Origin of the sequence: Thermoflexus sp. (assembly GCF_042408365.1) — a bacterium.
In the GTDB taxonomy this organism is placed as follows: Bacteria; Chloroflexota; Anaerolineae; order Thermoflexales; family Thermoflexaceae; genus Thermoflexus.
The window spans coordinates 1-9,009 of the sequence record NZ_JBHOQJ010000140.1; the positions used below are offsets into that span (position 1 = coordinate 1).

Here is a 9,009-nt window from a genome sequence, read left to right on the forward strand (position 1 = left end):
GGCGCCAAAGGCGCCCGGCCCGCCCCAACCTCCCCATGGCCCTTGGGGCCGTGGGGAGGAGGGAGTAAGGGGGTGGGGCCGTTAGCCCACACCATCCCATATCCTCAAAGATGAAGCACTACTTCCACTGGTCTTTGGGAAGGATCTGGAATTTCCCATCCTTCACTGTGACCAACACGAAGTCGGTGTAATTGAAGCCCAGATGATCCTCCGGGGTCACGTTGAAGATGCCGTGGGTGCCGGGGAAGTTCCGGATTTGGGTCTCCAGGGCCTCCCGCACCTTCGCCCGCTGCTCCGCCAGCGGCAGCCCATCCGGTAAAGTCTTCAAGGCCGCCAGCGCCCACTGCAGGGCGTCATAAGCGTGGCCGGCGAAGGTGCTGATGGGCTCCCCCTTCGTGAAGTCCTGGTAGGCCCGGATAAAGTCCAGGTTAAGCTTCTTCACCGGATCCGTGTCCGGCAGCTGGTCGGCCACCAGGATCTTGCCACAGGGCATCACCGTGCCCTCCGCCGCCGGGCCCGCGTTCTTGATCAGATCCGCGTTGCATGAGCCGTGGCCGTGCACGATCCGGATCTCCGGCAAGGCGTCGCGGACCGCCACGTTCACCAACGCGGAGGCTGGCGGGATGGAGCCGATCACCACGGCCTCGCAGCCGCTGGCCTTCACCCGCTCCACCTGGGGGAACTCGGTCGCCGTGCGTTCGAAGGCGTCGCCGTAAACGATCTCAATGCCCGCCTTCGGGAAGATCGCCTGAGCGCTGGCGAAGGTATCTTTCCCATAGGCGGTGTTCTCATAGAGATGGCAAACCTTCGTCACCCCCACGGCCTTCAGGTAATCGGCTTGCATCTGGGCGGAGTGGAGGTTCTCAGGGACGGGTTTGAAGATCCACTCGCGCATCTTCTTCGTCTCAGGATCCTCGATGATGGAGCGAGCGGAGGCCATCGAGACCATCGGCACGTTGGCCTCCGTGGCGATGGGCACCATCGCCAGGCTCGGGCCGCTGAGGGTGCCAGCCACGAGAACCACCACGCCCTCCTGCTCGATGAGACGCCGGGTCACGGTGGCCGCCGTGTCGGTCTTGCTCTCGTCATCGAAGATCAGGATCTGCACTTCGTGGCGCACCCCATCGGGGCCGACGATTCCCCCTTCTGCGTTGAGTTGTGCTTGAACCATCTGAGCGACGTTGCGCTCGGGGATGCCCAGGCTAGCTCCTGGGCCGGTGATGGAGGCAATGAAGCCGATCTTGTAGGGCGTCCCGACCTTCGGCGCCGGTGTGGGGGTAGGGGGAGCAGCGGGCGCAGGCGTTGGAGTGGCAGCGGGCGGCGGGGTCGGGGTGGGCGCGGCGCATGAGGCCAGCACAACGATGAGCAGGGCGCTGAACAGCCCGATAGAACGCTTCATAGGCCCCTCCTTTCCCCTGCGGATGAGATGCCATAGGGATCTCGCACAAGTCCCAACCGGTGGATGATCCATAAGGGACGATCGCCTTACGGGTGGGCTTCGGGGGCCAGCCGCGAAGGAGCGTCGAACCGATGGCTGAATCGGTGGCCCGTTTGGCCTCCTCAGCTCCCCAAATCAAACAAACATTCGTTTATAAGCTTTTACATTTTTTATAGCGACCATGATCGAAAATGTCAAGGGGTTCTCGGTGGGGTAAGGAAGGGATCATCGGCCCTTTCATTGAATACTTCCAACAATTCGATGGGACGCAGCGTTGTCCCGCGATCCTCGCGCTTCCGTCAGCACGTGGAGGGACAAGGTATAATTCAAGTTAAGCGGAGGCAACGTCGTGCGCACGCCATATGGGACAGAGTGTCCCTTCTACTATGAGGATTACTATCGCGGGCATCAGACCCAGGCCTGTCGGTTGATCGAGCGGACCCCCGGTGGGGGAACGTGGAAGCCTTATCTCTGCGCCACCTGTCCGGTCCCTCGGATCGTCCGCGCGAACGCATGCCCCTATCTCGCGCTGGAGGCTCGGGTGGTGAAGGCCTGGCTGGGGCTGCGTGAGCAGGTGCGCGTTTACGCGGTGTGCACCCTTCGTCTGGTGGAAGTCCCCCGCCCGGAAATCGGATGCGGGGAATGCCATCTTCACCGACCATCTCTGAAGGCCGAGGATGGCCCTCGATGAGCATTGTGGTTCTCTGGGGGATGGGGGTTGCCTTCGGTGGCCCGCGTACCACAGGGAGGAGAGAGGGGATGGAGCCCTTCCGCCTCGGTTGGGGATAGCCGTGGGATAGGGTAGGGACACCCACAAGGGGTGCCCCCACACGGGTGCATGGGTGCCTCGGAGAGAGTGGGCTGTGTCACATTCGCAAGGCCGTCGGGTCATCCAGATCCTTCGGGGAGATCACCCATTCCAATCCATAAAGGGCATAAACGGCGATGCGCGCGTTGAAAGCGGAGATCGGGATGATCGGCCTGGGGCTGGCGATCGGTGTGGGGGTGGGGTTCCTCCTCGGACGCTACGTCTGGCCGGTGCGCTACGTGGGGGTCGCGCCAGGGGATCTTCACCCCCAGTGGCAGGCTGAATATGTCCAGATGGTCGCCCTCGCCTACGCCCAAGATCAGGATCTAGCCCTCGCGCGCGCCCGTCTGGCCCTGCTGGGCGATCCTATCGAGGTCCTGCGCCAGTTCTCCAACCGCCCGGCGGTCTCGATGTCTCCCGCAGCACGTTCCGCGATCGCTCAACTGCTCCGCGCGTTGCAGACGTCCTCATCGAAACCCCTTGGAGGGCCGCCATGAGGGGGCGTCTGGCGATCGCTTTCCTTGTAGGTCTCCTGCTCGGGCTGGGAGGAGGGCTCTATCTGGCCTGGGAAGCGTTTCCTCCCCCTCCCGGTGGGGCGTCCCCGGCGGATCTCGCCCCCCCTTATCAGGATCTCTGGGTTGTTTTGACGGCTTATGCGAACCAGTTGGAAGGCGATCCGGTGACCTTGCGCCGGCGCCTGGACGCCCTGGCTTGGCCGGATCTCCCCGAGCGGGTGAGCGCTCTGGTGGAGCGCGGCCTTCTGGAGAACTGGCCCTCAGGGCTCGTCCGAGCCCTGGCCCGGGTTGCGCAACAGGTGGGCGCGCGATCCCCGGCGCTGGTCGTCGTGCTGGCCACTCCAGTTCCCACCCGCCCGCTGCCTTCGCCCACGTTGATCCCAACACCATCGCCTGTTCCCACGGCAACCTCAACGCCCTATCCTTCACCCACTTCGAGCCCGACGCGGGAGCCTTCCCCCACACCTTCCCCAGCTCAGATGGGGACCCCGACCTCCACGCCGAGGCCATCGGTCCCGTATGTGGCCGAGCAGCGTTCGTTGTGTGAACCCCTGCCCCTCTTACGGATCCGGGTTTTCAGCCTGGATGGACGAGAACGCGCCGGGGTGCGGTTGTGGGTGAATGGGCCGCGAGGGATGGAGACATTGCTCACTGGATTGAAGCCCGGGATGGGGGAGGGGTATGCCGATGTCCGAATGGAACCTCAGGAAGCTTATCAGGTGGGGGTGGAGAGCCCGGAGCCGGTCCTGAGCGAGTTGGTCGCCCGACCGTGCGCGAGCCCAGAGGGTGGGACCGGGTGGACAGGGTGGGAGATATGGGTGCGCCTGCCCCGTTAGCGTTCTTCGTTGGGCGCATAAGCTTTAAGGCCTTAGGAGTTACGCAATTCGGAGCCCGCGAGAGGAAGCGGAAGAGCTCCGCCCCCAAAGCCCTCACGAGGAAACCCGCTGCGTAACTCCTAAGTCTAATTCTTTGTTGCGGCAGCGAGGCTGCCGCAACAAAGAATTCGTCCTCTTTCCGCACATGAACCACAAAGGTGATCAGCGGTGTGTCGGAGAGTTGATCAGCCCTGAAACCATGAAGAAATCCGCGTCCGTTATGGGGGGAAGAGCCATGAGGGCTTCATCACGGCGTTTGGAGTTACAGGCGTTGTGTTGGGCACAGCAGGCGCTTCGAGCGGCTTCCCCCGAGGAAGCCCTGTGGTGGACGGCTCAGGCCTATGCCGCGGCGCCTACCGCTCCTGCGATCCGGGCAGTTGTGCGGCGGATCCGAAGACGTTTCCCGAATGGACAGGGACGGCCCCCAAGGCGATGGCCTCGATGGGTCATTAGGGTAGGGTTCATCTACGGATTGTTCGTGTTGATGGCGGTTGCCCTCGTCGCGTGGGGGCTGGGCGTGTTCGATCTCTATGCGTTCGTAGGGGGAGAGCAGGCTTTGACGTCAGAGCGAGACGCACGAGGGGGGCAATTGGGCGCCGGCCAAACGACAGGGGAGGAAACCTCGGCGTTCAATCTGGGCCTCAATGTTTCGGTGGATCCGACATCCCAGGATCCGGGGGTTCCTATCCCGGCGGCGAGCCTGGAGGGGGCTGTACCGACACCCACTTCGCTTCCCCCAACCTGGGAGCCTTCCCGGGCTTCCTCTCCCACCGCTCCAGCTCCAACCCTCACGCCCAGCCCCTTGCCCACGCGGACGCCGAGCCCTTATCCCGCCGCAACCGCTTTGCCCCGTTTGCGTCCCACCCCCTCGCGCACTCCCATTCCTGGACCCCCCTTCCCAGGCCGATGGATCCTGGTCGATCTCAGCGACCAGGAGATGATCGCTTATGAAGCGGATACCCCTGTCCTGCGGACGAAGGTGTCGACCGGGCGGCCGCGCACGCCTACAGTGGTCGGAACCTTCCGCATTTATCTCAAGCTGCGCTCCCAGACGATGACCGGCCCGGGCTACCGGCTGCCGAACGTTCCGTACGTGATGTATTTCTATCGAGGTTACGCCCTGCACGGCACCTACTGGCATAACAACTTCGGCCGCCCCATGAGCCACGGATGCGTAAACCTGCCCACGCCGATCGCGGAGCAGCTTTACCAGTGGGCGGATGTGGGAACGCCAGTGGTGGTGCAGCCCTAAACAAGGCAACGACAGTTCAACCAGCCTGGCTCCGGGCGGTCCCGCCCGGAGAAGCTCGAAGGGAGATCCCCGCCGTTTCCTCACCTTGGGCCCTTTGGTTCCCTCGGCGGAGAAAAAGGAAAGGGATGGGCAACCAGGGGTTACCCATCCCTCGATGGGGGTATTTCCTGGGGTTAGCGCTCCCCGGAGGTGCGCCGGACGATCTTGACCCGGCCGGTTAGAGGACGTTCCTCACCGGGCTTTCCCTTGCCTTTGGGGGCGGCTTTCATCGATAGCAGGCGATCCCGCTGCTGGGCTTCCTCCACCGAGAGCCCTTCCAGGACGGCCTGGCGGGAGAGGCGGATCTTGCCGTCTTCATCGATATGGGTGACCATCACGAGGATTTGGTCGCCCACTTGCACCACATCTTCGACCCGGTTGACCTTCTGGTCGGCGATCTGGGAGATGTGGACCATCCCCACCGCGCCGGGGAGGATCTCCACGAAGGCCCCGAAGTCAGCGATACGGATCACCTTCCCCAGGTAGATCTTACCGACCTGCGGCTCTTCAGCATAGGCCTCGATCTTGAGGCGGGCGCTCTCGGCGTCGGCCAGGCTGGTGGCCGCGATGTAGACCGTCCCATCCTCCTCGATGTCGATCTGGGTCTTCGTCTCCTCCTGAATCTTGCGGATGGTCTTGCCACCGGGGCCGATGAGGGCGCCGATCTTCTCTACCGGGATGTGCACTGTGAAGATCCGCGGGGCGTGCGGCTTCAGCTCGGGTCGAGGTGCGGGCAGAACTTCCAGCATCTTCTCGAGGATGTAAAGGCGGGCCTCCCGGGCCTGATGCAGGGCTTCGGCCAGCACATGGTAGGGCAATCCCTTGATCTTCACGTCCATCTGAAGGGCGGTGATCCCATCGGCCGTGCCGGCCACCTTGAAGTCCATATCCCCCAGGTGGTCTTCCATCCCCTGGATATCAGTGAGGATGACGTATTTCCGCCAGGTCTCATCGGCGGTCACCAATCCCATGGCCACGCCGGAAACCGGCTTGCGGATCGGCACGCCGGCGTCCATCAAGGCCAGGGTGGAGCCGCACACGCTGGCCATGGAGGTCGAGCCGTTCGAAGAGAGAACCTCGCTCACCACCCGGATGGTGTAGGGAAACTCGTCCTCCGGGGGGATCACCGGGAGCAGCGCCCGTTCCGCCAGGGCCCCGTGGCCGATCTCCCGCCGGGAGGCACCCCGCAGCACCCGGACCTCCCCGGTGGAGAACGGTGGGAAGTTGTAATGGTGGATATAGCGTTTGCTCTCCTCGGGCGCGAGGGTGTCCAGCTCCTGCTGTTCCGCCAGGGTAGCCAGGGTGGCGACGGAGAGGACCTGGGTGTCGCCGCGGGTGAAGAGGGCGGAGCCGTGGGCCCGGGGGGCCACATCCACCTCGCACTCGATGGGCCGGATGTCCTTCGGCCCCCGCCCGTCCGGCCGACGCCCCTCCTCCAGGATGCGGCGGCGAACCTCCTCCCGTAACGCCTCGTGGAAGCTTTCCTTCACCTGGTTTTGCTCATACTCTGAGAGCGCTTGGAGGATCTCTTCCTCCAGCTCATCCAGCGCCTCGTTTCGCCTATCCTTGTCAAAATAAGTATCCAGGATCTCCGCGATCTGATGGTTCAGGCGAGCGCGGACCGCCTGGCGGATCTCCTCGGAGATCGCGAAGGGGCGGTAGGAGGCCTTGGGCTTCCCGATGGCTGCTCGCATCTCCTCCTGGAGGGCGATCAGCGGCTGCATCGCCTCATGCCCCAAACGGATGGCCTCCACGATGAGATCCTCAGGGACCTCCTTCGCGCCGGCCTCCACCATGATCACCGCATCCGCTGTCCCCCCCAGCCGCAGATCCAGCAGGCTATGCTCCATCTGGCTGACGGTTGGGTTGATGACGAACTGCCCATCGATATATCCCACCCGGACCGCACCGACCGGCCCAAACCAGGGGATATCCGAGATCGTCAAGGCGGCCGAGGCGGCGATAATGGAAGGGATATCCAGATGATATTCCGGATCAGCGGAGAGGCTGGTCAAGATGATCTGGACATCGTTACGGAGGTCCTTCGGGAACAGGGGGCGGAGAGGTCGATCCACCAGACGGGCGGTGAGGATCGCGTTTTCCGATGGCTTGCCCTCCCGACGTTGGAAGCTGCCGGGGATCCGACCAGCGGCGTAGAGCCGTTCCTCAAAATCCACACTCAACGGGAAGAAATCGATGCCCTCCCGCGGTTCCTTGGCCATCGTCGCTGCGGCCAGGATCATTGTATCGCCGACACGAACGATCACTGCACCGTTGGCCTGCCAGGCGAAGTAGCCGGTCTCGATCGTGATCTCCTTGTCGCCGACGACCGTTTTAAAGACGTATTTGTTTCGCCTCACGTTTCGTTACGCTCCCTCTGACGAGTGGTAAAAGGGGGCTGGGGACAGGCGGCGAAACCGCCCACTCCCAGCCTCCTCAGGACGGGCCTACTTTCGCAGCCCCAGCCGCTCCAGTATCATGCGATAACGCTGGGGATCCACCCGGGCGAGGTACTCCAGCTGCCGCCGGCGTTTGCCGACCAGCTTCAGGAGCCCAACCCGGGAGTGCTCGTCATGCTTGTGCTGCTTCAGATGCTCGGTCAGGCGGTTGATCCGCTCCGTCAAAATAGCGATCTGGACCTCCGGCGACCCGGTATCCGTTTCGTGGCGCCGGAACATCTCAACAAGTTGCTGTTTCTCTTCTTTCGAAAGGCTCACTGCGCCTTCCTCCACGTGGGGATTCTAGAGCTGGAAAATCGTCTCTCAAGTTTTATATTGTAGCAAACTAGAATATGTTTTGCAAACGGCGTTTAGGGCCGAACCCGCTTCCCGGCGGTTTTACCTGGAGATCCTCGGGGGCTGGAGGCCATCTGCCTTCCCCATTGCATATCCCAAAAACTCAGATAGACAAAGCACTGCGCAGTGGGTTTCCTCAGGGGGCCCTTCCGCCTCCGCTTGCGGGCTCCAAGCCGCGCAACTCCTATAATGAGATAAAATCGAATCAAAGGTAGCTCCAGCGGATCGGGGCCTATGATCGGGATCAGTTGCGGAAAGCTAGAGGATCTGCCAGCGCTTCGGGATTTCGCCGAGGCTCATGGCCTGGGCCTGGAGCTTCAGGAATTCGCCCAGCCGGAGATCCTGGATGGCGATTGGCAGGCTTTGCTTCATCGTTATCGCCAGGCCCTGGCGGGGTTTTCCGGCCCAATCTCCCTCCATGGCCCCTTTGTAGATCTGTTCAGCGGAAGCGTGGACTCACGGATCGCAGCTGTGGCGATGGATCGTTATCGCCAGTCGCTGGAGATCGCTGACGCATTAGGGGCGTGGCTGGTGAATTTTCATTTAAATTACAACCCGCTGGTGGACGAGCATTCCTATCGCCCTCGCTGGCTGGAGCGACAGGCGGCGTTTTGGACCGCGTTGGCTTTTGAGGCCCAGGAAGCAGGAGTTCGGATCGCCCTGGAGAACATGTGGGAGCCGGATCCTTTCCTCCAGGTCGAGGTGATCCAACGGGTGAACCACTTCCATATCGGAGCTTGTCTGGACATCGGCCATGCCTATTTGTATTCCCGCGTTCCCATCCAAGCCTGGATTAACGTCTTGGAGCCGGTGCTGATCTATGCGCATCTTCATAACACGACTGGGGTTCAGGATCGGCACCTCCCACTCACCCAAGGAGTGGTCCCAATAGAGCCGGTCCTCAGCCGGTTGGCACGCTGCTTGAACCGCCCGATGTTGATCCTGGAGATGCCGAGCCTCGCGGAGATCCAGGAAAGTTTCCCGATCTTGCAACGCATTCTGCAACGGGTGTCCGGGCCCCCATGACCCGGCGGACGCTTTTAACGGCTTTTGTCCGCCCCGATGATGAGACTTTCGGCCCAGGAGGCCCCCTGGCCTCTATGGGCTGCGGGGTTATATGGTCCATCGGATCTGCGCCACGCGAGGGGAGGCGGGCTCCCTGGCCCCGAGGATGGGCTCAACCGCTGGTCTGGGCACCATGCGGGAGGCAAAGCCGCGCTGCGCGATTCAGGCGCTTGGGATTCACCGTCTTCACCTCGAAGGGGTTCTGTGAGGGGCGGGCTGCGT

General features: G+C 62.7%; 8 protein-coding genes. 5 read left to right on the forward strand and 3 right to left on the reverse strand.

Translation table 11 applies throughout. The features are described from left to right. Nucleotides 1-118: 118 nt before the first annotated feature. Nucleotides 119-1,399: an ABC transporter substrate-binding protein gene (locus ACFMO5_RS06450; RefSeq protein ID WP_376791935.1), complete on the reverse strand. Its 1,281-nt coding sequence runs from the start codon at nt 1,397-1,399 to the stop codon at nt 119-121. Between the two features lie 388 nt (nt 1,400-1,787). On the opposite strand from ACFMO5_RS06450, the gene ACFMO5_RS06455 reads away from it, so the two are divergent. The 4 genes from ACFMO5_RS06455 to ACFMO5_RS06470 all read left to right on the forward strand — a co-directional run bounded on the left by ACFMO5_RS06455 (nt 1,788) and on the right by ACFMO5_RS06470 (nt 4,888). Further along, nucleotides 1,788-2,129, forward strand: a complete 342-nt coding sequence (locus ACFMO5_RS06455) for a hypothetical protein (RefSeq protein ID WP_376791936.1) — start codon at nt 1,788-1,790, stop codon at nt 2,127-2,129. A 254-nt stretch (nt 2,130-2,383) separates the two neighbouring features. Continuing rightward, the gene (locus ACFMO5_RS06460; RefSeq protein ID WP_376791937.1) at nt 2,384-2,743 is read left to right on the forward strand and encodes a hypothetical protein; all 360 of its coding nucleotides are present in this window, start codon (nt 2,384-2,386) and stop codon (nt 2,741-2,743) included. After that, entirely contained in the window at nt 2,740-3,597 is an 858-nt protein-coding gene (locus ACFMO5_RS06465) for a hypothetical protein (protein WP_376791938.1), read from the forward strand. The genes ACFMO5_RS06460 and ACFMO5_RS06465 overlap by 4 nt, the downstream gene beginning before the upstream one ends. 274 nt (nt 3,598-3,871) lie before the next feature. Beyond that, entirely contained in the window at nt 3,872-4,888 is a 1,017-nt protein-coding gene (locus ACFMO5_RS06470) for a L,D-transpeptidase family protein (RefSeq protein ID WP_376791939.1), read from the forward strand. Between the two features lie 173 nt (nt 4,889-5,061). Here ACFMO5_RS06470 and ACFMO5_RS06475 read toward each other — a convergent pair whose 3' ends face one another. Together ACFMO5_RS06475 and rpsO are read right to left on the reverse strand one after the other, a co-directional pair. Then, nucleotides 5,062-7,287: a polyribonucleotide nucleotidyltransferase gene (locus ACFMO5_RS06475; protein ID WP_376791940.1), complete on the reverse strand. Its 2,226-nt coding sequence runs from the start codon at nt 7,285-7,287 to the stop codon at nt 5,062-5,064. A gap of 87 nt (nt 7,288-7,374) precedes the next feature. Beyond that, the gene (gene rpsO / locus ACFMO5_RS06480) at nt 7,375-7,644 is read right to left on the reverse strand and encodes a 30S ribosomal protein S15 (RefSeq protein WP_376791941.1); all 270 of its coding nucleotides are present in this window, start codon (nt 7,642-7,644) and stop codon (nt 7,375-7,377) included. 312 nt (nt 7,645-7,956) lie between these two features. Between rpsO and ACFMO5_RS06485 the strand changes: the two genes are divergently transcribed. Then, entirely contained in the window at nt 7,957-8,748 is a 792-nt protein-coding gene (locus ACFMO5_RS06485; protein WP_376791942.1) for a sugar phosphate isomerase/epimerase family protein, read from the forward strand. The last annotated feature ends 261 nt before the right edge of the window (nt 8,749-9,009 follow it).

What these genes read in the sequence shown, in the direction of transcription:
- ACFMO5_RS06485 (WP_376791942.1), top strand. Translation starts at nt 7,957, where the DNA reads ATGATCGGGATCAGTTGCGGAAAGCTAGAGGATCTGCCAGCGCTTCGG.
- ACFMO5_RS06470 (WP_376791939.1), top strand. Translation starts at nt 3,872, where the DNA reads ATGAGGGCTTCATCACGGCGTTTGGAGTTACAGGCGTTGTGTTGGGCA.
- ACFMO5_RS06465 (WP_376791938.1), top strand. Translation starts at nt 2,740, where the DNA reads ATGAGGGGGCGTCTGGCGATCGCTTTCCTTGTAGGTCTCCTGCTCGGG.
- ACFMO5_RS06450 (WP_376791935.1), bottom strand. Translation starts at nt 1,399, where the DNA reads ATGAAGCGTTCTATCGGGCTGTTCAGCGCCCTGCTCATCGTTGTGCTG.
- ACFMO5_RS06460 (WP_376791937.1), top strand. Translation starts at nt 2,384, where the DNA reads ATGCGCGCGTTGAAAGCGGAGATCGGGATGATCGGCCTGGGGCTGGCG.